General features: G+C 58.6%; 19 protein-coding genes and 1 pseudogene. 14 read left to right on the forward strand and 6 right to left on the reverse strand.

What is annotated here, in order from left to right; genetic code table 11:
* The first annotated feature begins 2 nt into the window (after positions 1 to 2).
* A complete protein-coding gene (locus tag ACYJRZ_RS13405) occupies positions 3 to 473 on the forward strand; it encodes a molybdenum cofactor biosynthesis protein MoaE (protein WP_459459396.1) in 471 nt (156 codons plus the stop codon).
* Between the two features lie 2 nt (positions 474 to 475).
* On the opposite strand, the gene ACYJRZ_RS13410 is transcribed toward ACYJRZ_RS13405, so the two are convergent.
* Positions 476 to 1,372, reverse strand: a complete 897-nt coding sequence (locus ACYJRZ_RS13410; protein ID WP_459459398.1) for a branched-chain amino acid ABC transporter permease — start codon at positions 1,370 to 1,372, stop codon at positions 476 to 478.
* Between the two features lie 67 nt (positions 1,373 to 1,439).
* Between ACYJRZ_RS13410 and ACYJRZ_RS13415 the strand changes: the two genes are divergently transcribed.
* Positions 1,440 to 1,988 (forward strand): CGNR zinc finger domain-containing protein, encoded by a 549-nt coding sequence (locus ACYJRZ_RS13415; RefSeq protein WP_459459400.1) that lies wholly within the window; start codon positions 1,440 to 1,442, stop codon positions 1,986 to 1,988.
* Positions 1,985 to 2,506 carry a hypothetical protein gene (locus ACYJRZ_RS13420; protein ID WP_459459402.1) on the forward strand — a complete coding sequence of 174 codons (522 nt, stop codon included), beginning with the start codon at positions 1,985 to 1,987 and terminating at the stop codon, positions 2,504 to 2,506. Before ACYJRZ_RS13415 ends, ACYJRZ_RS13420 begins: the two co-directional genes overlap by 4 nt.
* A gap of 74 nt (positions 2,507 to 2,580) precedes the next feature.
* Here the strand turns inward: ACYJRZ_RS13420 and ndk are convergent, their stop codons facing one another.
* A complete protein-coding gene (gene ndk, locus ACYJRZ_RS13425; protein ID WP_113229569.1) occupies positions 2,581 to 3,003 on the reverse strand; it encodes a nucleoside-diphosphate kinase in 423 nt (140 codons plus the stop codon).
* A gap of 189 nt (positions 3,004 to 3,192) precedes the next feature.
* Between ndk and ACYJRZ_RS13430 the strand changes: the two genes are divergently transcribed.
* The 5 genes from ACYJRZ_RS13430 (at position 3,193) to ACYJRZ_RS13450 (ending at position 8,553) form a co-directional block, all read left to right on the forward strand.
* Entirely contained in the window at positions 3,193 to 3,702 is a 510-nt protein-coding gene (locus tag ACYJRZ_RS13430) for a DinB family protein (protein WP_459459404.1), read from the forward strand.
* Positions 3,703 to 3,858: 156 nt separating this feature from the next.
* A complete protein-coding gene (locus tag ACYJRZ_RS13435; protein ID WP_459459406.1) occupies positions 3,859 to 4,359 on the forward strand; it encodes a hypothetical protein in 501 nt (166 codons plus the stop codon).
* A gap of 49 nt (positions 4,360 to 4,408) precedes the next feature.
* The gene (gene abc-f / locus ACYJRZ_RS13440) at positions 4,409 to 6,298 is read left to right on the forward strand and encodes a ribosomal protection-like ABC-F family protein (protein ID WP_459459408.1); all 1,890 of its coding nucleotides are present in this window, start codon (positions 4,409 to 4,411) and stop codon (positions 6,296 to 6,298) included.
* Between the two features lie 104 nt (positions 6,299 to 6,402).
* Complete coding sequence (locus ACYJRZ_RS13445) at positions 6,403 to 7,293, forward strand: polysaccharide deacetylase family protein (protein WP_459459410.1); 891 nt, start codon at positions 6,403 to 6,405, stop codon at positions 7,291 to 7,293.
* Between the two features lie 150 nt (positions 7,294 to 7,443).
* Complete coding sequence (locus ACYJRZ_RS13450) at positions 7,444 to 8,553, forward strand: TRAP transporter substrate-binding protein (protein WP_459459412.1); 1,110 nt, start codon at positions 7,444 to 7,446, stop codon at positions 8,551 to 8,553.
* Positions 8,554 to 8,649: 96 nt separating this feature from the next.
* Here ACYJRZ_RS13450 and ACYJRZ_RS13455 read toward each other — a convergent pair whose 3' ends face one another.
* Together ACYJRZ_RS13455 and ACYJRZ_RS13460 are read right to left on the reverse strand one after the other, a co-directional pair.
* Positions 8,650 to 10,419 carry a TRAP transporter large permease gene (locus ACYJRZ_RS13455; protein WP_459459414.1) on the reverse strand — a complete coding sequence of 590 codons (1,770 nt, stop codon included), beginning with the start codon at positions 10,417 to 10,419 and terminating at the stop codon, positions 8,650 to 8,652.
* Positions 10,419 to 10,994, reverse strand: a complete 576-nt coding sequence (locus ACYJRZ_RS13460; RefSeq protein ID WP_459459416.1) for a TRAP transporter small permease subunit — start codon at positions 10,992 to 10,994, stop codon at positions 10,419 to 10,421. Before ACYJRZ_RS13460 ends, ACYJRZ_RS13455 begins: the two co-directional genes overlap by 1 nt.
* Positions 10,995 to 11,199: 205 nt before the next feature.
* On the opposite strand from ACYJRZ_RS13460, the gene ACYJRZ_RS13465 reads away from it, so the two are divergent.
* Both ACYJRZ_RS13465 and ACYJRZ_RS13470 read left to right on the forward strand, forming a co-directional pair.
* Positions 11,200 to 12,123, forward strand: a complete 924-nt coding sequence (locus ACYJRZ_RS13465; protein WP_459459418.1) for a Gfo/Idh/MocA family protein — start codon at positions 11,200 to 11,202, stop codon at positions 12,121 to 12,123.
* A gap of 75 nt (positions 12,124 to 12,198) precedes the next feature.
* Positions 12,199 to 12,744 carry a GrpB family protein gene (locus ACYJRZ_RS13470; protein WP_459459420.1) on the forward strand — a complete coding sequence of 182 codons (546 nt, stop codon included), beginning with the start codon at positions 12,199 to 12,201 and terminating at the stop codon, positions 12,742 to 12,744.
* Positions 12,745 to 12,769: 25 nt separating this feature from the next.
* On the opposite strand, the gene ACYJRZ_RS13475 is transcribed toward ACYJRZ_RS13470, so the two are convergent.
* Both ACYJRZ_RS13475 and ACYJRZ_RS13480 read right to left on the reverse strand, forming a co-directional pair.
* Positions 12,770 to 13,219 carry a DNA polymerase III subunit chi gene (locus tag ACYJRZ_RS13475; RefSeq protein ID WP_459459422.1) on the reverse strand — a complete coding sequence of 150 codons (450 nt, stop codon included), beginning with the start codon at positions 13,217 to 13,219 and terminating at the stop codon, positions 12,770 to 12,772.
* A gap of 131 nt (positions 13,220 to 13,350) precedes the next feature.
* Positions 13,351 to 14,847, reverse strand: a complete 1,497-nt coding sequence (locus tag ACYJRZ_RS13480; RefSeq protein ID WP_459459424.1) for a leucyl aminopeptidase — start codon at positions 14,845 to 14,847, stop codon at positions 13,351 to 13,353.
* A 202-nt stretch (positions 14,848 to 15,049) separates the two neighbouring features.
* Between ACYJRZ_RS13480 and ACYJRZ_RS13485 the strand changes: the two are divergent.
* The 4 genes and pseudogenes from ACYJRZ_RS13485 (at position 15,050) to ACYJRZ_RS13500 (ending at position 20,611) form a co-directional block, all read left to right on the forward strand.
* Positions 15,050 to 15,842: pseudogene (locus ACYJRZ_RS13485) on the forward strand (phosphatase PAP2 family protein).
* Positions 15,843 to 15,944: 102 nt separating this feature from the next.
* A complete protein-coding gene (gene lptF / locus ACYJRZ_RS13490) occupies positions 15,945 to 17,123 on the forward strand; it encodes an LPS export ABC transporter permease LptF (RefSeq protein ID WP_459459426.1) in 1,179 nt (392 codons plus the stop codon).
* The gene (gene lptG / locus ACYJRZ_RS13495; protein ID WP_459459428.1) at positions 17,120 to 18,205 is read left to right on the forward strand and encodes an LPS export ABC transporter permease LptG; all 1,086 of its coding nucleotides are present in this window, start codon (positions 17,120 to 17,122) and stop codon (positions 18,203 to 18,205) included. The genes lptF and lptG overlap by 4 nt, the downstream gene beginning before the upstream one ends.
* A complete protein-coding gene (locus tag ACYJRZ_RS13500) occupies positions 18,206 to 20,611 on the forward strand; it encodes an LPS-assembly protein LptD (protein WP_459459430.1) in 2,406 nt (801 codons plus the stop codon).
* Positions 20,612 to 20,739 lie beyond the last annotated feature (128 nt).

The raw sequence follows: 20,739 nt of genomic DNA on the forward strand, positions 1-20,739 counted from the left end.
TGATGGCCGTCGAACCGCTAGTCCGCGTCCAGCGCGAGGATTTCGATCTCCAGGCGGAGATCGACCAACTAACCTCCAGGCGGCACGATATCGGTGCAGTCGTCAGCTTCTCGGGCCTCTGCCGCGACGAAGGCGGCTCTTTGGGTGCGCTGGAACTCGAACATTATCCGGGTATGGCGGAAGCAGAGATCACCCGCATCGCCAAGCTTGCTACCGAACGTTTCGAGCTTCTTGGTCTCACCGCCATCCATCGCTATGGCAAGATCGCGCCCGGCGAGAACATCGTTCTCGTCATTGCCGCCGCACCGCATCGGCAGGCGGCTTTCGACGGCGCCAATTTCGTCATGGATTTTCTGAAGACCTCCGCGCCCTTCTGGAAGAAGGAGCATGGCAAGGATGGTACCGAAGGCGGCTGGGTTTCCGCCAGGGATGCCGACGATGCGGCTCGCGCCAAGTGGAGTGGCAATCAATAGGTTTATGGCACGACGCGCTCGCGACGGCTCAGGACCAGCAGCAGCACGAGCAGCGAGAAGATGACGAAATCGCGCCACAGGAAAGGGCCATAGGCGCCCCACATGGTCTCGGTAAGACCGAGGAGTGCGGCACCACCGGCCGATTTCAGCGGATCGGAATAGCCGCCGACCGCCGCAACCATCAACACCTTCAGCCCGAACATCAGTCCCGCCCCGAAATCCATCGTTCCGTAATAGGACGTGGCGAGCAGACCGCAGATGGTCGCGACCAGGGCGGAGGCGACATAGGCCAGCAAGAAGACGCGGTTGGCGCTGGCGCCGCACAGTTCGGCGGCAAGGGAATCGTCCGTCACCGCCCGCCAGATGCGCCCCCAGCCGGTGCATTTCAGAACATAGGCGCCCGCGAGGATGACAAGGATCATCAGAGCCGTGTTGAGCAGCTGGATTTCCGTCAGCGTCACTCGGAAATCGCCGCTATCCCAGAAGACGATGGCATCGTTCAGGAAAGGTGGCAGCCAGATGCCGCGCGTATTTGAGGCCAGCCGTGCCGTTTCCATCAGGATGATCATCATGCCGAGTGCTGCGACGATGACCGTATTCGGCGATTTGCGCGATAGCGGCAGCATGATCGCGCGGCCGACGAGGAAGCTGGTACCAATCGTATAGCCAAGAGCGATGACGGCGCCGAAAGCAAAGGCAGCCGGCAGGATGAGATACATCTTGGTGTAGCCGACGTCGGTGAAGAGCAGGAGCATCTGGCCGGCAAAGGCGAAGAGCGCGCCATAGGTGATATCCGCCCGCTTCATGACCCCGAAGGCAATGGAATAGCCGAATGCCAGCGTCGCATAGAGCGCAGCGAGCGGAACGGCATTCGCCAGTTGCTGCAAAAGATAAGCCATTCCACCTCTCCGAAGAACCAGCAAATAGTAACTGGCAAAATTCATTTTACCAGTTATAATTTTCGCCATGAGTTTTTCCTGGACCCCACATCGCTTCTCCGGCGGCGCGCTCGCGCTCGATGTCGCCAACAGCGTGATCCTGCGCCATGACGATGAACGCCGGCTCGACCGCTTCGAGGCAGTGGGACAGATGGATAGCTTCCCGAAGGCCGCTGCCAATTTCTGCGCGGAACGGGCGCTCTTCGGCGATATTCTGCCGGTGAAGCGGGAGAATCGTGTCGATTTCATCGCCCTCCGTGAGTTGATCGACCGCTATTTCCGGGCACGCGTTCTTGGAGAGGCTGCAGATCTGCTGCTTGCGGACCTGCTTACGGCATTGGGAAGGGTCCTGAAGCGTGCCTCATCCGATGGGCTCGATGCCGCGACGGTACATTCGACGCTGCGTCTCATCGCCATGCCAGATCCGGAACGAATGAAAATATGCCGCAACTGCGGCTGGCTTTTTATCGACCGCAGCAAGAACAAAAGCCGCGCCTGGTGCGACATGGCGGTTTGCGGCAACCGAGCCAAAGCCAGCCGGCACTACCGGCGCAAGAAGGAGGAGACTGCACCATGACGATCAGAAGGATTATGCTGACAACGATAAGTGCCGGGATCGTCACCGGCCTGGCGCTGGCCGGCTGCCAACGGAAAGACGATGAGGGCCCGACGCAGCTCACCGGTCGCTTGTTCATCTTCAACTACCGGGTGGCGAGCGCGAGCTACATGATCACGTTGAAGAAGATCGCTCCAATCCCCGAGGGAACAAAGGCTATCGCGGAATTTGAAAACCCCGCCGGCGGCGATCCGCTAGTCGTCAACCAGAAGATCTATACATTCTGGGACAAGATCACGCTGGAAAGCCCGGACCTGCACTGCGTGCGCAAGGACCGCCCCTACTCCGTCTCGATCAAGCTGGTGGATGCCAGCGACAAGACGATCCAGACGATCAAGACCGAGGTCAAATCCGATCTGGACCAGACCGTGCTGCCGACAAAACCGTTGGTCGTCGGCCCGGTCTATACCGCCAATCCAGATGTCTTCAAAGGTGACGGCAGTGCTGATTACGGGCGTGATGCCGCCTGTCCGGCATGAAAAAAGCCGGGATGCGAGATCCCGGCTTTCATGAGTCAATTCAAATCGCTCAGCGCAGAAGCTCAAAGGCTGATTCAGCCGACGATTTCGGTTTCGGAGAACCAGTAGGCGATTTCGACGGCAGCCGTTTCCGGAGCGTCCGAGCCGTGAACGGAGTTTTCGCCGATCGAAAGGGCGAAGGTCTTGCGGATCGTGCCTTCGGCGGCGTTTGCCGGGTTGGTCGCGCCCATGATTTCGCGGTTCTTCAGAATGGCGTTTTCGCCTTCCAGGACCTGGACGATGGTCGGGCCGGAGGTCATGCCTTCAACGAGTTCGCCGAAGAACGGACGTTCCTTGTGAACGGCGTAGAAGCCTTCAGCTTCGCGCTTGCTCATCCAGACGCGCTTGGAGGCGATGACGCGCAGGCCATTGTCTTCAAAAACCTTGGTGATGGCGCCGGTCAGGTTGCGCTTCGTCGCATCCGGCTTGATCATCGAGAAAGTACGTTCAATCGCCATGGGTCCATTCCTTGTAATCAGAGAAAAGTGGGCGGTCTTTACCTGCCCCAAGGCCCGAAAACAAGGGGGATCGCCCAATTTCACGCCGCTGTCACAGTCCGGGCATCCGATTCGCAATCGGTCGATGGCATTGCGACGGTCTATTGCAAACTCGGCGGCAACATCGCCGCCTCATTGAGGAGAGGTCACATGCTCAAACATTTCAGGATGCTTGCCGACTATAATCGTTGGGCCAATGTTCAGCTCTACAATGCCGCAGCCGAACTCAGCGCTGCCGAATTCCATGAGGATCGCGGCGCTTTCTTCGGCTCGCTCCACGGAACGCTGAACCATCTGCTTGTCACGGATAGGCTGTGGATGCACCGTTTCAACGGCATCGGCGGGGTACCGGCGTCACTCGAGACCGTCCTGCATGACACGCTTGAAGGACTCCACAGCCTACGTGAGGCGGAAGACCGAAATATCATCACCTGGCTGGAAACGCTCGATGCCGACGCGCTTGCCGTCGACATTACCTACACCTCGATCCTGCGACCGGGCGCGATTACCGTTCCCCTCCATGCGGCGGTATCCCATATGTTCAACCATCACACCCATCACCGCGGCCAGTGCCATACCATCGTCACATCCATGGGCAAGCCGTCGCTGGTGCTGGACCTGCTGAACTTCCTGCGCGGTGAGGGAACACGCTGGATGTGAGCGAGAAGCGAATTGCTGTTTTTCGCTTTCGCCAAAGCGTTGAGCACCTGCCTCATTTTGTTGCGACGCAACGTGAATAAGGCATTTTGTTCATGTTCCCTTAACCTGCCGACCTGCAGATTGATAAGATATATCAGCTCACGGTCCAAGGCAGGCATGAAGAACTCGCAGACAAGCGTTTCGGCATATTCCATCGATGACGATGAAACGGAAACCGAGCTCGAGGTTATCGGCCGCTTCATGACGCGGCTGAAGGTGAGAAACCTGCCGCGCAACTATCAGCTCTTTTATGAAGCACTCTATGGTCAGGACCGCCGTCTTGCCGAAGAAATCGAGGCACTTGGCCCCCTTCCCCCGCAAAGCGGGCTCGACGAGATCGGCCTGAAGCATCGCCTTGTCAGCCATTGCGGGCTGGTGGCGCGTAAATCCGAGAGCGACGCTGCCGAGATGCTGCGCGAAGTGGCCGATCAGCTCGCCAAGGGGCTGGTGAAAAAGCAGCATTTTGCCCGCGAGATCGACACGACTCCGCATGCCAATGCTGCACTCGACAGCCTCAATGCCTCGCTGAGCAATCTCATGCTCTATGAAACGGAGCTGACCGAGCGTCTGCGTAACTGCGCCAATCTCTCGAAATCCTCGCAAAAGGCCGGCGCCTAAGCGCCTTCCCGCTCTTGCCTTCAGCGTTGAGTTCGGCCAAAACCGCGCCATGATTTCGATTTCAGACCTTTCCGCCCGCATTGCCGGCCGCCTTCTCATCGACCATGCCAGCGTGACGCTTCCGACGGGCACGAAGGCAGGCCTCGTCGGCAAGAACGGTGCTGGCAAATCCACCCTGTTCAGGATCATCACCGGCGATCTCGCCGCCGAAAGCGGCTCGGTCTCGATCCCCCGCAATGCCCGCATCGGCCAGGTGGCGCAGGAGGCCCCCGGCACCGAGGAGCCTTTGATCGAAATCGTCCTGGCAGCGGACAAGGAGCGCTCCGCACTGCTCGCGGAAGCCGAGACCGCGACCGATCCGCACCGCATCGCCGATATCCAGACGCGGCTTGCCGATATCGATGCGCATTCGGCTGAAGCGCGCGCCGCCAGTATCCTTGCCGGCCTCGGCTTCGACCACGAGGCGCAGAAGCGCCCCGCCTCTTCCTTCTCCGGTGGCTGGCGCATGCGCGTGGCTCTCGCGGCCGTCTTGTTTTCCGAGCCGGATCTCCTGCTGCTCGACGAACCGACGAACTATCTCGACCTTGAAGGCACGCTCTGGCTGGAGGACTACATCCGCCGCTATCCGCACACGGTCATCATCATCTCGCACGACCGCGATCTGCTGAACACGGCGGTCAATTCCATCGTGCATCTCGACCAGAAGAAGCTCACCTTCTATCGCGGCTCCTACGACCAATTCGAGCGGCAGAAGGCTGAGGCCGACGAGTTGCAGATGAAGGCGAAGGCGAAGAACGACGCGGCGCGCAAGCACCTGCAAAGCTTCATCGACCGCTTCAAGGCCAAGGCCTCGAAGGCGCGGCAGGCGCAATCGCGCATCAAGGCACTGGAGCGCATGGGCACCGTCGCCGCCGTTATCGAAGACCATGTGATGGGCTTCAGCTTTCCGGAGCCGGAGAAACAACCTGCCTCTCCGATCATCGCGATCAGCGGCGGTGCCGTCGGCTACGAGCCCGGCAAGCCGATCCTGAAACGGCTGAACCTGCGCATCGATGCCGATGACCGCATAGCCCTGCTCGGCTCCAACGGCAACGGAAAATCGACCTTCGCGAAGTTCATTTCCGGACGGCTCAGCGCGGAGAGCGGCGAAGTCAGGTTGGCGCCGAACCTGAAGATCGGCTTCTTCGCCCAGCATCAGCTCGACGATCTCATCCCGAACCAGACGGCCGTCGAGCATGTTCGCCGCCGCATGCCCGAAACGCCGGAGGCAAAGGTGCGTGCCCGCGTTGCGCAGATGGGGCTTGCGACGGAGAAGATGGACACACAGGTCAAGGATCTCTCCGGCGGTGAGAAGGCACGCCTTCTCATGGGCCTTGCCGCCTTCGACGCGCCGAACCTCCTGATCCTCGACGAACCGACGAACCATCTCGATATCGACAGCCGCAACGCGCTGATCCAGGCGCTAAACGATTATTCCGGCGCCGTCATCCTAATCTCGCACGACCGCCATCTGATCGAAGCCACCGTCGACCGGCTATGGCTGGTGCGCGACGGCACTGTCTCGACCTTCGACGGCGATCTCGAAGAATATCGCAGCCTCGTTGTTGCCAGCCCGAAAGCCAAGGACGACAAGGCCAAGGCAAATACCAGTGACGATTCCGTTTCCAAAGCGGATCAGCGCAAGCTCAATGCCGATCGGCGCGCCTCGCTGGCGCCGCTCAAGAAGAAGATCAACGAAATCGAATCCTTGACCGGCAAGCTTGAGAAACTGATTCAGGCCCTTGACGCAGAACTTGCGGACCCCGCCCTCTATGAGAAGGCACCGGCCAAGGCTGCGGAAAAGGCAAAACAGCGTGCCGATGCGGCAGAAAAGCTTGCGGCAGCCGAAGAGCAATGGCTGGAACTTTCATCGGAATATGAGAGCGGCATGGCCGGCTGAAGCTGACCGCTTGTTAAGGAATTCGCGGGAGCTCCTAACCGATCATTAACCATAACTGCAGAATATGCGCTCAACTTTCATAGACATAGTGTTGAGCGATTCTGATGAACTACCGTGTGTTGCTGGCTGGTCTCGCCGTGTCTCTGGCTCTCGGAGGATGCGCCACGAAGCCAGGTAATGAAGCGTCGCTCAAGAGCAGCTATGCCGCCGAGGAGCCGCGTCACAAGCCGCTGAAGGCCAACGATCCCATCGAGATGGAGCCGAAGAAATGGCTCGTCGCCGATCTCGAAACCCGCGCGGCAGTGGACGCCGGCGGACCGCATAGTCTCGCCGGCCGTACGCTGGAAGTCTCCTCGCTCAAGGATATCAGGCTTGCCGACAAGGAAGTCATCCTGACCTTCGATGATGGCCCGGCTCCCGGCAAGACGGAACGCATTCTCGCCACCCTCGACAGGTTCGGCGTCAAGGCCGCCTTCATGATGGTCGGGGAAATGGCGCAGGCGCATCCGGCGACGGCGCGCGAGGTTCTCGCCCATGGTGACGCGATCGGCAGCCACACCTTCCGCCATCCCGATCTCGACAAGATGACTTTCGACGCGGCGATGACCGAGATCGCCCGCGGCAAGGATGCCGTCACCAAGGCGATCGGCACAGACGTTCCCTTCTTCCGCTTTCCCTATCTTGCCGACTCCAAACGCCTGCGCACGGCGATTGCCGCCCGCGACATGATCGTCATGGATGTCGATATCGACAGCAAAGATTACTTCACTTCGACGCCCGCCTCGGTGGTCGATCGCACCATGAAGCAGCTCCACCAGCGCGGCCGCGGCATCGTTCTGATGCACGACATCCACCAGCGCACGGTTAGGATGCTCCCCGTTCTCCTCAGCCGACTGGAGAATGAAGGCTACAAGGTCGTCACACTGAAATACAAGCCCGGACCGGTTCCGGCCACTAATCTGGTTGCGCAGGCCGAGACCAAGATGGTTCGCTGAAGCGCCGCTGCAAGAAGTACGGTCCAATGCCTAATCAATGGTTGCACCAGCTTCCGATACGCTTGAAACGCGCCCAGGGGCGTGATTAGCTGCAGCCGTGATCACGAAGAGCGGGCGAACCCGCCCGCTCGTATCCGGGGGGAGTAATAGATGGATCGTCGTTCTTTTCTGAGGAAAGCCGGCGTCGCTGGCGCCGGGTCGGTGGCAGCGGCTGCAACGCTTGCAGCACCGGCCATTGCGCAGAGCAATCCGAAAATCAACTGGCGCCTTACATCGTCGTTTCCGAAGTCACTCGACACGATCTATGGCGGCGGCGAAGTGCTGTCGAAATATGTGTCTGAAGCCACAGACGGCAATTTCACCATCCAGGTGTTTGCGGCCGGCGAAATCGTGCCGGGCCTGCAGGCTGCAGATGCAACTTCAGCCGGAACCGTCGAGGCCTGCCACTCGGTCGCCTATTATTATTGGGGCAAGGACCCGGTCTGGGCCTTGGGAGCTGCCGTTCCTTTCGCGCTCAACGCCCGCGGCATGAACGCCTGGCAGTATCACGGCGGCGGCATCGATCTCTTCAACGAATTCCTGGCGACGCAGGGGTTGATCGGCTTCCCCGCCGGCAATACCGGCGTGCAGATGGGTGGCTGGTTCCGCAAGGAAATCAACACGGTTGCCGATCTCAAGGGTCTGAAGATGCGCATCGGCGGCTTTGCCGGCAAGGTGGTCGAACGCCTCGGCGTCGTGCCGCAGCAGCTCGCCGGCGGCGATATCTATCCGGCGCTCGAGAAAGGCACGATCGATGCGGCCGAATGGGTCGGCCCTTATGACGACGAGAAGCTCGGCTTCTACAAGGTCGCGCCCTACTACTACTATCCCGGCTGGTGGGAAGGCGGCCCAACCGTGCATGTCATGTTCAACAAGGCCGCCTATGAAGGCTTGCCAAAGGCCTATCAATCGCTGCTGCGCACGGCCGCCCAGGCAACGGATGCGAACATGCTGCAGAAGTATGACTATCTGAACCCGGCCGCGATCAAGCGCGTCGTTGCCGAAGGCGCAAAGCTCAGGCCGTTCAGCACCGAGATCATGAATGCCTGCTTCGACAAGGCCAATGAGGTTTATGCCGAGATGGAAGCCAACAACCCGACCTTCAAGAAGATCTGGGAATCGATCAAGGGCTTCCGCGGCCAGCACTACCTCTATACCCAGGTCGCCGAATACAGCTACGATGTCTACATGATGACGCTACAGCGTTCCGGGAAGATTTGAGCGACCGGTAGATCCAAAAAAGAGAAAACCCCGGGGCGATGCCCCGGGGTTTTCGTTGCGTAAAATCGACGAGCATGCCGATACGGACCGTATGCCTCAATTAAACGACGGAGGCTGGCTGAGATCGTTAGCTGGCGGCTTCGGCTGATCGCCGCCGCCCTGATCCGCCGGCTTGCCGTCAAGCGGATTACCGTCTGGAACCTGCAGGCCCGGCAAGCCGAGGCCGCCGCCATTGTCCTGACCGGGCGCGCTGAAGCCGGGGACTTCGATCCTGATCGTGTTGGGATCGACACCCGTACCCGCTCCCTTATAGTGCATGACCATCTGCGGGAACATGATCGTCAATGCCACCATCAGGATCTGGATACCGACGAAAGGCACCGATCCCCAGTAGATCTGCCCAGTCGTGACGGGAGCTATTTGCTTGCCCGTTACCCTGTCGAGATAGGGCACGCGCGCGGCGACCGAGCGTAGATAGAACAGCGCGAAACCGAAGGGCGGGTGCATGAAGCTCGTCTGCATGTTGACGCCGAGCAGCACGCCGAACCAGATGAGATCGATGCCGAGCTTGTCTGCCGCAGGTGCCAGCAACGGCACGATGATGAAGGCAAGCTCGAAGAAATCGAGAAAGAAGGCGAGCACGAAAACGAGAATGTTGACGGCGATCAGGAAGCCGACCTCGCCGCCGGGCAGCGATACCAGCAGGTGCTCGACCCAGAGATGGCCGTTGACGCCGTAGAAGGTCAGCGAAAAGACGCGCGAGCCGATCAGGATGAACAGCACGAAAGCCGAAAGCCTCGTTGTCGAGGTCAGTGCCGAGCGGATGACCTCCACGTTCAGCCGGCCTTTGGCAGCTGCCATTATAAGCGCCCCCACCGCGCCCATGGCGCCGCCTTCCGTCGGCGTCGCGATGCCGAGGAAGATGGTGCCTAACACGAGGAAGATCAGCGCCAAGGGCGGAATGAGGACGATGATGACCTGCTGGGCCAGCCGCGACATTACGTTGAGCTTCATCCCCTTATCGAGCATGGCGATCGCATAGATGAAGGCGACACCAACTGTTGCGCCGAGAATATCGGCGTTTTCGCCATAGGCGGGGGTCAGGTAAACATGTGCGGCATAGGCCACGCCGGCGCATATGAGCAACGCGATCAGCAAGGACGTGACGCCGGAGCCAAGCGAGCGAGCCTCCTTCGGCAATGCCGGCATGGAGTCCGGCTTCACGATCGACATGATCAATACATAGAGCATGTAGAGACCGGTCAGCACCAGGCCAGGAATCAAGGCGCCGGCATACATGTCACCGACCGAACGGCCGAGCTGGTCGGCAAGAACGATCAGGACGAGCGATGGCGGAATGATCTGCGCCAGCGTGCCGGAAGCGGCGATGACGCCGGAGGCGACACGCCGGTCATAACCATAGCGCAGCATGATCGGCAGCGAGATCAGACCCATGGCGATTACCGAAGCCGCGACGACGCCGGTGGTGGCCGCCAGCAGCGCTCCGACGAAAATCACCGCATAGGCAAGACCACCGCGGATTGGTCCGAAAAGCTGGCCGATCGTGTCGAGCAGATCTTCGGCCATGCCCGATCGCTCCAACACGATGCCCATGAAGGTAAAGAACGGGATGGCCAGCAGCGTGTCGTTCGACATCACGCCCCAGAAGCGATCCGGAAGGGCATTGAGGAGCGGCCATGATAGATTGATGGTGCCGCCCGAATAGGGTGCGAGCTCGACGCCGATCCAGAAGAACAGCAACCCGTTGGCAGCAAGCGCGAAGGCGACGGGATAGCCCAGAAGCAGGAAAATGATCAGCGAGGCGAACATGATCGGCGCCATGTTCACGGCGATGAATTCGAGCATCAGCGCGCCTCCCCGGCCGGGGTTTCGATATCGAGCGGCGCATGCGTCGGCACATAGGGGGTCGGATCATCCATATCGCCGCGCATGACGGCGATCTTCTTGATGATCTCGGAAAGCCCCTGCAACGCCAGCAGAAAGAAGCCCGCCAGCAGCAATGCCTTGCCCGGCCAGATGATCAGACCGCCGGCGCTGGAAGACACCTCCCCCGACAGAAAGGATGTGCGGACATAGGGCACTAGATCATAGACCATCAGGAGCATGAAAGGCATGAGGAACAGGCAATGGCCGAGCAGATCGATCCAGTGCTGCACTCGGCGCGACAATGAGCCATAAACGATGTCGATACGGATATGTTCGTTCTGACGCAACGTGTATGCGGCGGCGAGCATGAAGGCTGCGCCGAACAGATACCATTGCGCTTCCAGCCAGGCATTGGACGAGGTGTTGAAGACCTTACGGACGATCGCATTTCCGGCGCTGACCAAGACAGCGACCAGAATAAGCCATGAGACTGATTTTCCAATGATTTCAGTGACATAGTCGACGATTCGGCTGAAGCCGATCAATGTTTTCATGATTTCCCCCCGCAGCGATTCTTCCCGGATCTTTTGTCTGCACAGAGGAAGAGTGCCGATTTCAGGCTGTGAATCAAGAGCCGGCACCCGTTTTCCAAGCATCACGATTTGGACCTGACTCCTGCATTTGCGATTTGCTGCCCTTGCCCACATGCGGCATTCTGATAAAGATCGCATCAATAATCATACTAATCGAGAGACATCCATGTCCCCCATCAACCTCGCCATCGTCGGTGTCGGCAAGATCGTCCGCGACCAGCATCTTCCGTCCATCGCGAACAATGCGGATTTCAAACTGATCGCCACGGCAAGCCGTCACGGCACTGTCGAGGGCATTCCCGCCTTCACAACGATCGAAGCCATGCTCGATGCCGCGCCGGAGATCGACGCCGTTTCTCTCTGCATGCCGCCGCAATACCGCTATGAAGCCGCCTACAAGGCACTTTCGGCCGGCAAGCATGTTTTCATGGAAAAGCCGCCGGGCGCGACGCTGAGCGAAGTGGCCGATCTCGAGAACCTTGCAAAAGCCAAGGGCGTATCTCTCTTCGCTAGCTGGCACTCGCGTTATGCTCCGGCAGTGGAGGCTGCAAAGAGCTTCCTCGCCAGCACCAATATCCGTAGCGCTCACGTAATCTGGAAGGAAGACGTGCGCCACTGGCATCCGAACCAGGAATGGATCTGGCAGGCCGGCGGGCTCGGCGTCTTCGATCCGGGCATCAATGCGCTGTCGATCGTCACCCACATCCTGCCGCCGCTTTTCCTGACCGGCGCGACACTCGAATTCCCGGAAAATCGAGATTCGCCGATCGCGGCCGACCTGCATTTCAAGAGCGGAACCGGCCTTCCGGTCCACGCCGAATTCGACTGGCGCCAGACCGGCAAGCAGAGCTGGGATATCGTCGCCGAGACGGATGCGGGCCAGATGGTTCTGGCCGAAGGCGGCTCCAAGCTTTCCGTCAATGGCGAGCTCACATTCTCGGCGCCCGAGGCCGAATATCCCTCGCTCTATCGCCGTTTTGCGGAGATCGTCAAAGCCGGCACCTCCGACGTCGATCTTTCGCCGCTGCGCCACGTCGCCGATGCCTTCATGCTCGGCAAGCGCAAGTTCGTCGAAGCATTTTACGATTGATGAGGCTTTCCCGGTGAAGACAATGCCGCCCGCGGCGTGCTAGCGTGGCGCATCGTCTTCACTGGAGAGATGCCTATGGCATCGGAGCATGAACAATCTTTTGGCCTCGGCGTTGGCAACAAGTCCGTCAAACTCGCCGACCCGAACCAGAGCTGGCACGAAGCCTATTTGCTGGAGGAGGCTGCTATTCGCAAGGCTCTCGGCGACCTTGCAGTCGATGTCCAGCATTTCGGCAGCACCTCGATCCCAACGATAAAAGCCAAGCCGATCATCGATATTGCCGTCGGTGTGCGGCGCTTCGAGGATGGACTGGCCTGTATCGAGCCGATGGCCTCCATCGGCTACGTTTATGCCGGCAGTCATATCGTACCGGATGACCATATTTTCGGTCGCGACATAGAAGGGGATACGCGCACTCATCTCGTGCATGTGGTCGAGTATAACGGCCCGACTTGGTGCAACTTTCTCATCTTTCGCGACCGATTGCGCAGGGAGCCGGATCTGGCGCATGCCTACGAAGCGCTGAAGATCGAACTCGCGGCAAAATATGCCAATGATCGCGCGTCCTATACGGCGGCGAAGAAGGAATTCATCCAGAAGATCTTGGCGGAAGGCGCGTAAAGCAGCTCTTCGCGATGGAGAAAGGTCAAGCCTTCTTCTCCCAGCGGCCATCCTGCGTCTGCTGCCAATAGGTGAGGTTATGCCCTTCGCCCTTCAGGCGTTTCCATTGGGCGCGCGCGCTTTCCAGCTGTTCCTGATCGTAGCCGTCGAACATTAGCACGACGCGCTGATAGGCTCCGACATCCGTAACCTCGGCGCCGTCGATGAAGAAACGCACGGTGGCATCATTTATATTGCCGGGCGAAATCGTCAGCAGCACGGGCTGGCGGCTTGCCATTTCGTCTTCATCAGTGCCGTGCGGCAAAAAGCTATCCTCGCGATAGGTCCAGAGATGGCTATCGAGAAAATCGCGACGGGCCGGCTCGCGCATCTGCACGGCTACCTGCCAGCCGCGTTCGACACTCTTGTCGATCAACGGCGGCAGGGCGTCTTCGAGCTTCGATTCCGTCAGGTGATAGAAGAGAACGTCGGTCATGGCGCTTCTTCTAAAGCAATTCCAGGAAAAGTGCGAAGCGGTTTTCCGTTCGGAATTGCGTCGGAAAAGGATAGAGCGTTTTCGCGATTCGAAGAAAAGCGGAAAGGCTCTATCTTACAAAATCCGGCTGGTCACGATTCGTAGTTGGCGCGGACCAGTTCATCGAGCAGGCGCACGCCGAAGCCGGAACCCCAGGACTGATTGATCTCGTCCTGTACCGAGCCCATCGCCGTACCGGCGATATCAAGATGCGCCCACGGCGTGTCGCCGACAAAACGCTTCAGGAACTGGGCAGCGGTGATCGAACCTGCGTGGCGTCCGCCGGTATTTTTCATATCGGCGAACTTGCTGTCGATCATCTTGTCGTAATCCTTGCCGAGCGGCATGCGCCACAGACGCTCGTCGGTCACAAGGCCTGCCGCCGTCAGCTCACCCGCCAGCTTGTCGTCGTTGCAGAACAGGCCGGCCTGCAGGTTACCGAGCGCGACAAGGATCGCACCGGTCAGCGTCGCCAGGTTGATCATGAATTGCGGCTTGAAACGGTCATTCGTGTACCAGAGTGCATCGCAGAGAACGAGCCGCCCCTCGGCATCCGTGTTGATGATCTCGATAGTCTGGCCGGACATGGAGGTGACGATATCGCCCGGGCGCTGTGCATTGCCGTCGGGCATGTTTTCCACAAGACCGATGACGCCGATGGCGTTGACCTTGGCTCCGCGCGCGGCAAGCGTATGCATGAGCCCGGTCACGGCCGCCGCCCCACCCATGTCCCCCTTCATCTCCTCCATGCCGGCAGCCGGCTTGATGGAGATACCGCCGGTGTCGAAGACGACGCCCTTGCCGATAAAGGCGACCGGTTTGTCCTTCGCCTTGCCGCCTTTCCATTGCATGACCACCAGCCGCGGCGGCCGGGCCGAACCTTGCGCGACGCCCAGCAGGGCCGCCATGCCGAGCCGGCGCATTTCTCGCTCCGTCAGGATCTCGATCTCGACGCCGAGCTTTTCCAATTCCTTAGCCTTGGCAGCAAATTCGACGGGACCAAGAACATTCGGCGGCTCGTTGACGAGGTCGCGCGCGAGAAGGACGCCACCGGCCACGGCTTCGGAGGTCGCATAGAGCTTCTTGGCCGCGGCCGCCTCCTGGGTGACGATGGTCACCTTGACCGCTTTGCGGGAGGCACCCTTCTCGTCGTCATCGCCCTTCTTGGTTTTGTAGGTATCGAAGCTGTAGGCGCGCAGAAGCATACCCAGGGCAAAATCGGCGGCTTCCTTGGGACCGACCTGGACGTTGGGCGCATCCAGGAAGATCGTGACCTTCTCCGTATTGCGGATTTTCGCTGCTGCAGTGCCGCCCAGTTTCAGCCAATCATGCGCGGTCAGGTTCTTGGCCTTGCCGGCCCCGATGACAATGATTCGGTCGACGGGCGAAGCCTCAGGCGCAATGATATCCAGACTGCCCAGCGCTTTGCCCTTGAAGCCGGATACGGGCGCCGCTTTGGCGAAAACATTCGCCGGATCGGCGCTCTCCGCCCCCGCCGGCAGCTCGCTGTCCGTGTCTTTCAGGAGAATGGCCAGACCGCCGCTGAGACGAGCCGACTTGGCGAAGGAAATCTCGAATTTCACAGACATTTCTGCTCCGATAAATATGCGTCGTAGTGAGAGACTTTACACAACCATCATTCAAGGTCTCCCCAAGGAATACAAGCTTTCGGCACGGTATTCTCTCCATAAGGGATGTCCGGCCGCTTCAAATCCCTGTCATTCAGCCGGATTAGGCTAAGGGCGATGGTGATTTAACGCCTCGGCTGTTCAATTCTCGCGGGAAGCCGCCTTGATCATAGATTTCAACAGCATCAACCGCGAAGATCGGTTTCCAGAGGTTCTGCGTCCACGCACGGCAGGCGATGCCTTCATTGTCCTGTTCTGTCTCTGGTGGGCTTTGCTGGGCCTGTTTTCGCTTTTTCCACAAATCGATCTCGGCGTCGCGAACACGTTCTTCCAACGGCAGCCTTGCATTGGAAGCACCAGGCCTGACCAGATCTGACCAGATCTGTGGCATTTTTCCTTATAGCAGCGATCAGCACATGCGCCTGCTGAGAGAGATCTTCTTTCAATTGCCCTATGTTGTCGCCTTCGCGCTGCTCTGGATGCTGCTCCGATGCTGGCAGGATCATGGCGCGACCTTCAATGCGCGCAGAGCACGCAATCTCAAGGTGGCGCTCGGCTCCCTGCTCATCGGTCCTGTGCTGATCGTCAATCTGTGGCTGAAGGCATTTTCGGGACGCCCGCGGCCACGGCAGACCGATCTTTTCGGCGGCACGCTCGATTTCGTGCATGCCGGGTCCTTCGCCGGCAAATGTGTTAGCAACTGCTCGTTCATTTCAGGCGAGGCCGCGGCGGCCGGGTGGCTATTTTGCCTGATCCTCATCATACCGCAGCCGTTCCGATCGGCCGCGGCTCTGCCGATCGCGGCGGTTTCGCTGCTGATTCCCGCGCTCAGGATAGCTTTTGGCGCGCATTATCTCTCCGATGCCGTCCTCGGCTGGCTTTCTTCGCCTGTCATATTCGCCGCCCTGCTGGCATTATCTCAAACGACACACGACAGAAAAAACTCGGAAAATTAACGAATTTTTTTCGAGTTGGTTGTCGCCAAAAAAACGCAAACAGCGTAGAGGAGGGTGAATCTCTGTCGGCTCGCCCGGCAGCTGTTGCGTTTAAGGGCCGGCATGAAGTTATTCGAGACATATATCGTACGGCGTGTCGGTATGATGTTCCTGGTAGCACTGCTGCCGGTGCTCGCCATTATATGGACTACCCAGGTTCTGCAGCGCATCAACCTTGTGACCGACAGCGGTCAGTCCATGGGCTCCTTCGCAAAGCTTGCGACGCTCATCCTGCCGACAATCATTCCCATCGTTCTGCCCTTTGCCCTTGTCATCGGCATCACCCAGACCTTGACGGCGATGAACAGCGACTCCGAACTCACCGTCATGGAGGCCGCCGGCGCAAAACGCAGCATCATCATCCGACCGATCATGATTCTTGCGATTGTGATCAGCGTGTTTTCGTTCTTCGTGGATAACGTTGTTGAGCCCAGGGCCCGCGTTGCCGCCCGTCAGATGGTGGCCGAAGCCTATGCGGACCTTCTATCCACAGTGATCGAGGAGAAGAACTTCCGGCGCATCGAGGATGGGCTTTACGTCCAGATTTCGCAGCGTCTGTCGGGACGTATCCTCAAGGGATTGTTCGTGGTCGATTCGCGCGATCCCGCCTTCGATCTCATCTACTATGCGAAGGAAGGGGCGGTCGACCCAAGCGGTACGTCGCTCCTCATGAAGGACGGCGAAGTTCACCGTAAAACACCCGACGGCAGCGTCTCGGTCATCAACTTCGATTCCTATTCCTTCGACCTGTCGGACATGACACAAAGCCGTGGCCAGCCAAATGCGCGAGCCAGCGATCGCAGCCTCGGCTTCCTCTTCAATCCGGACACGAACGATCCGGACTACAAGCAAAGACCTGGCGATTACCGGGCCGAATTGCATCGCCGGCTCAACGATTGGGCGCTGCCGGCAATCTTCGCGCTGATATCTCTGGTGATTGCGGGTGATGCGCGGTCACATCGCGAGGCGCGGCTGCATCCGATGGTATCGGCGCTGGGCATATCCTTCGCGCTGCGCTGGGCCGATTTTTACGCCGCCAATCAGATCGACCATTCAACCAAATTCATCGGCGTTCTCTACGCCATCAATATCATCGCAGCGCTCATTGCGATTGTCCTCTTGCTGCGAAGCAGGAAGATGAAGGTGCCCGTCTCTATCCGCAACCGCTTCAACAGCTGGCGGCAAAAAGTTCAGGACCGCATGCCGACCGCGCCGGGTAGCTCGAACGGGGGCGGCGCATGATTTTCGGCACGCTCGGACGCTATTTTTTCATGCGTTACATCGTAACGACGTTCTGGTTCTTCCTCGGCGTCATCTCGATCGTCTATCTCGTGGACTTCAGCGAGAACGCCGGGCGTCTTGCCGGACTGCCCGGATACACCGTCTCCATCGGTTTGCTGATGACGGCGGTCAGACTGCCGTTCATCCTGCAGCAGACGGTTCCATTTATCGCGCTCTTTGTCGGCATGACGGTGCTGATCGCCCTCAACCGCCGCCGTGAACTGGTTATCGCGCGCGCGGCCGGCATCTCCGTGTGGCAATTCATGACCCCCTTTGTGATGGGCGCTTTCTGCGTCGGTCTCATGACCATGCTCGCGCTTAATCCGGTTGCGGCATGGGGTCAGCGACATGCTGAAACAATCGAAGCCGACCTGCGCGGAGACCCCTCTTATCGCAATACGCTCTCCGTTCCATGGTTGCGCCAGTCCAGCGGAAAAGACGACACCATCATCGGCGCCAAGGCCATTCTGAACAACGGAACGACGCTGACGGGCGTGGTGTTTATCCACTTTGATTCACAGGGAAATATCGTCCTGCGGCAGGACGCCGACTCGGCTAAGTTGCAAGATGGTTACTGGCTTCTTAACAACGTCGTCGAGCGGCGGCCTGGTGAAATTCCTGACCATAAGAGTTCGGTACAGGTTCGTACGAATCTGAAACAGGATTTCGTTTCTCAACGCTTGGCTCAACCGGAAACCATTGCTTTTTATGATCTTTCTAATCGAATAAAGGTCGCACGCTCCTTCGGCATATCGACCAACGCACTTGAGACACAGTTTTACTCGCTTCTGTCACAGCCATTCCTTCTGGTGGCAATGACGCTGATCGCGGCAACCGTGTCCCTAAAATTCAGTAGATTCAATCAATCGCGCTCTGTGATTCTGGGTGGAATCCTCTCCGGCTTCGTGCTTTATGTTGTCACCGTGCTTGTAAAGGCATTCGGGAGCAGCGGAGTGGTTCCTCCCTATGTGGCGACATGGATACCCGTGATCGTCGCATTGGCATTCGGGGCAACGATCCTGCTTCATCAGGAGGACGGCTAAGTGGCGGCAGGCAACCGCAAGAGTATCAGAAAGTTTGTGGCTGCCCTGGTTACGGGCACGGCCGCATGTGCATATATTTTGAGCCCGGTCGTCGCTTACGCCCAGGTCAACAATAATAATGCCAGCAATAACAATGGCGGTGCCGGCACTGCGGCCTCCCCTATTAAGGTGAAGGTGCCGGAAGGCGCAAAGCTAGTCCTTTCGTCCAACGAACTGGTCTATAATAAGGATACGCAGATCGTCACGGCGACGGGTGCGGTCCAGATCAACTATGGCGGCTATAGAATGGTCGCCCAGAAGGTCGAATATAATCAGAAATCCGGGCGGATGACGGCGCTCGGCAATGTCGAGTTGATCACTCCGGACGGCAATCGCATGTACGGTGACAAGATGGACGTCACCGACAGCTTTTCCGACGGGTTCGTGAATGCCCTGCGTATCGAAATGCCTGACAACACCCGCATGGTCGCCGAAAAAGGCGAGCGTGTTGGCGGCAATCAGTTAATTCTTACCAAGGGCGTTTACACCGCCTGCATGGCCTGTTCGGAACAGGGGCGTGCGCCGCTGTGGCAGGTTAAGGCCCAGCGCGTCGTCCAGAACGGCGTGACGCACACGATCCGTCTGGAACATGCCCGCTTCGAGCTGTTCGGCCTGCCGATCGCCTATGTTCCTTGGGTCACGGTCCCCGACAATACGGTCAAGCGCAAGTCCGGCTTCCTGTTCCCGTCGGTGAGCGTTTCGCAGCGTCTCGGCGTTGGCGTAAGAGTTCCTTACTATTACGTCATTTCGCCGAGTATGGATGCGACAGTCACTGCCACAGGCTTCAGCAACCAGGGGCTGTTGCTCGAGGGTGAGTTCCGCCAGCGTTTCGAGAACGGCACGCATGTCTTGCGGGTTGCCGGCATCAATCAGATGAAGCCGGACGCCTTTACGGCCGGGACGACTGATGCCGAGAACAAGACTCGCGGCATGATCAATTCCAAGGCCGATTTCAGGATCAATCCTCGCTGGACTTTCGGCTGGGACGTCATGGTGCAGAGCGATAATAATTTCTCGCGCACCTATGGACTGGACGGGCTGAACCAGAGCACACATACGAACCAAGCCTATCTGACCGGCATCGGAAAGCGCAATTTCTTCGATATGCGCGCCTTCTACTATAACGTGCAGGATACAGACAATAATGCCACGGCACAAAAGCAGCAGGCATATGTCTATCCGAGCATCGATTATCACTATGTAGACCCGAAGTCGGTTTACGGCGGCGAGCTGTCGGCAACGATGAACTTCACGCACCTGTCGCGCGAGAAGACATCCGCGCTCGACAATGTCGTCAATCTTGGCGACGCCAACTTGAACGACCGCTTCCTCGGCCTCTCCGGCGACTATACACGCCTGAGCACCGAGGTGCAGTGGCAGCGTACCTTTACGACCGATGAAGGCCTTGTGCTAACGCCATTGGCGGCGGCGCGCGGCGACGTCTATGGTCTGGATATGAACTCGCCCAACTCTTTCGGCGCATCGTTCAGCTATCCCGGCAATTACGATACCAGCGACTATGCCACCCGCGGCATGGTCACGGCGGGGCTCGAAGCCAAGTACCCATTCCTGATCACGACAAGCAACAGCACGCACGTCTTCGAACCGATTGCGCAGATTTATGTGCGGCCGGACGAGCAGCTTGCCGGCCGGTTGCCCAACGAAGATGCACAGAGCTTCGTTTTCGACGCCACCAATCTCTTCGATCGTGACAAGTTCTCGGGCTTCGATCGCATCGAGGGTGGCACGCGCGCGAATGTCGGGTGGCGTTATACGGCCAGCTTCGACAGCGGTTACAAGCTTCAGCATATCTTCGGACAGTCCTATCAGCTTGCGGGACGCAACTCGTTTGCGACAAACGATCTGGCCGGCGTCGGCTCGGATTCGGGGCTTGAAACGACCCGTTCCGACTACGTCACCATGTTCGGCCTGACGACACCGCAGGGTATCTCGCTCGCGACATCCTATCGCTTCGACCAGAAGGATTTCGCCTTCAAGCGTGGCGATACATCCGTCGGCTTCTCGAACGATGTGTTCCAGACATCCTTGATCTACACGCACATTGCGGCCCAGCCGCAATATGGTTTCACCAGCAATCAGGATGAAATCCAATCGCGCGCGCAGATCAAGTTCAAGGAATATTGGTCCGTCTTCGGCACGATCAGCTATGATCTCAATAACAATGAGATTACTCGCCAGGGCGTTGGTCTTTCCTACGAGGACGAATGCACGATCTTCACCGTGTCATTCCTCGACAAGAAGGATTCGACCGCCAGCTCAGCCAGCAATTGGTCGATCGGCGCTCGCCTGACCTTCCGTACGCTTGGGGATGTCAACCTTGGCAGCGTCCAGGACGCAACATTCTAATATGAACCGAAACTACAACGAGCCGGCCTCACCGCCGGCTCTTTTGTATGGATGCGGTTTGCCGTTTCCGGCGTCATTGTTTCGCCGCAAGGATTTTGCAATTCATCGCGCTTGATGTAGACATGTGG

Source organism: Rhizobium sp. No.120, assembly GCF_054558365.1.

Coding starts and splice junctions, on each gene's coding strand:
- ACYJRZ_RS13475 (WP_459459422.1), bottom strand. CDS start 13,219: ATGACCGACGTTCTCTTCTATCACCTGACGGAATCGAAGCTCGAAGAC.
- lptG (WP_459459428.1), top strand. CDS start 17,120: ATGATTTTCGGCACGCTCGGACGCTATTTTTTCATGCGTTACATCGTA.
- ACYJRZ_RS13410 (WP_459459398.1), bottom strand. CDS start 1,372: ATGGCTTATCTTTTGCAGCAACTGGCGAATGCCGTTCCGCTCGCTGCG.
- lptF (WP_459459426.1), top strand. CDS start 15,945: ATGAAGTTATTCGAGACATATATCGTACGGCGTGTCGGTATGATGTTC.
- ACYJRZ_RS13455 (WP_459459414.1), bottom strand. CDS start 10,419: ATGCTCGAATTCATCGCCGTGAACATGGCGCCGATCATGTTCGCCTCG.
- ACYJRZ_RS13450 (WP_459459412.1), top strand. CDS start 7,444: ATGGATCGTCGTTCTTTTCTGAGGAAAGCCGGCGTCGCTGGCGCCGGG.
- ACYJRZ_RS13420 (WP_459459402.1), top strand. CDS start 1,985: ATGACGATCAGAAGGATTATGCTGACAACGATAAGTGCCGGGATCGTC.
- ACYJRZ_RS13430 (WP_459459404.1), top strand. CDS start 3,193: ATGCTCAAACATTTCAGGATGCTTGCCGACTATAATCGTTGGGCCAAT.
- ACYJRZ_RS13415 (WP_459459400.1), top strand. CDS start 1,440: ATGAGTTTTTCCTGGACCCCACATCGCTTCTCCGGCGGCGCGCTCGCG.
- ACYJRZ_RS13460 (WP_459459416.1), bottom strand. CDS start 10,994: ATGAAAACATTGATCGGCTTCAGCCGAATCGTCGACTATGTCACTGAA.
- abc-f (WP_459459408.1), top strand. CDS start 4,409: ATGATTTCGATTTCAGACCTTTCCGCCCGCATTGCCGGCCGCCTTCTC.
- ACYJRZ_RS13465 (WP_459459418.1), top strand. CDS start 11,200: ATGTCCCCCATCAACCTCGCCATCGTCGGTGTCGGCAAGATCGTCCGC.
- ACYJRZ_RS13405 (WP_459459396.1), top strand. CDS start 3: ATGGCCGTCGAACCGCTAGTCCGCGTCCAGCGCGAGGATTTCGATCTC.
- ACYJRZ_RS13480 (WP_459459424.1), bottom strand. CDS start 14,847: ATGTCTGTGAAATTCGAGATTTCCTTCGCCAAGTCGGCTCGTCTCAGC.
- ndk (WP_113229569.1), bottom strand. CDS start 3,003: ATGGCGATTGAACGTACTTTCTCGATGATCAAGCCGGATGCGACGAAG.
- ACYJRZ_RS13435 (WP_459459406.1), top strand. CDS start 3,859: ATGAAGAACTCGCAGACAAGCGTTTCGGCATATTCCATCGATGACGAT.
- ACYJRZ_RS13445 (WP_459459410.1), top strand. CDS start 6,403: ATGAACTACCGTGTGTTGCTGGCTGGTCTCGCCGTGTCTCTGGCTCTC.
- ACYJRZ_RS13470 (WP_459459420.1), top strand. CDS start 12,199: ATGGCATCGGAGCATGAACAATCTTTTGGCCTCGGCGTTGGCAACAAG.